Annotated in this window: 1 pseudogene; it reads right to left on the reverse strand. The window is 45.9% G+C overall.

Annotated elements, in window-relative coordinates:
- Nucleotides 1-218 (reverse strand): annotated as a pseudogene (gene groEL, locus B3O33_RS04740) (chaperonin GroEL); the annotation flags it as partial.

A 218-nucleotide genomic window follows, 5' to 3' on the forward strand; every position in this document is an offset into this window, starting at 1 on the left:
TCGTAGTCTGAAGATGAATCAGCAATCTGTGCACGAATCTGCTCAACACGCGCGGTGATTTCATCAGCACGACCAGCACCATCAATAATAGTGGTGTTTTCTTTGCTGACAGAAATTTTCTTCGCCTGACCCAGATCGTCAAGGGTAACTTTTTCCAGATTCAGGCCAACTTCTTCCGAAATAACCGTACCGCCGGTTAACACAGCGATATCTTCCAA

Origin of the sequence: Methylophaga sp. UBA1464 (assembly GCF_002325665.1) — a bacterium.
Classification (GTDB): Bacteria; Pseudomonadota; Gammaproteobacteria; order Nitrosococcales; family Methylophagaceae; genus Methylophaga.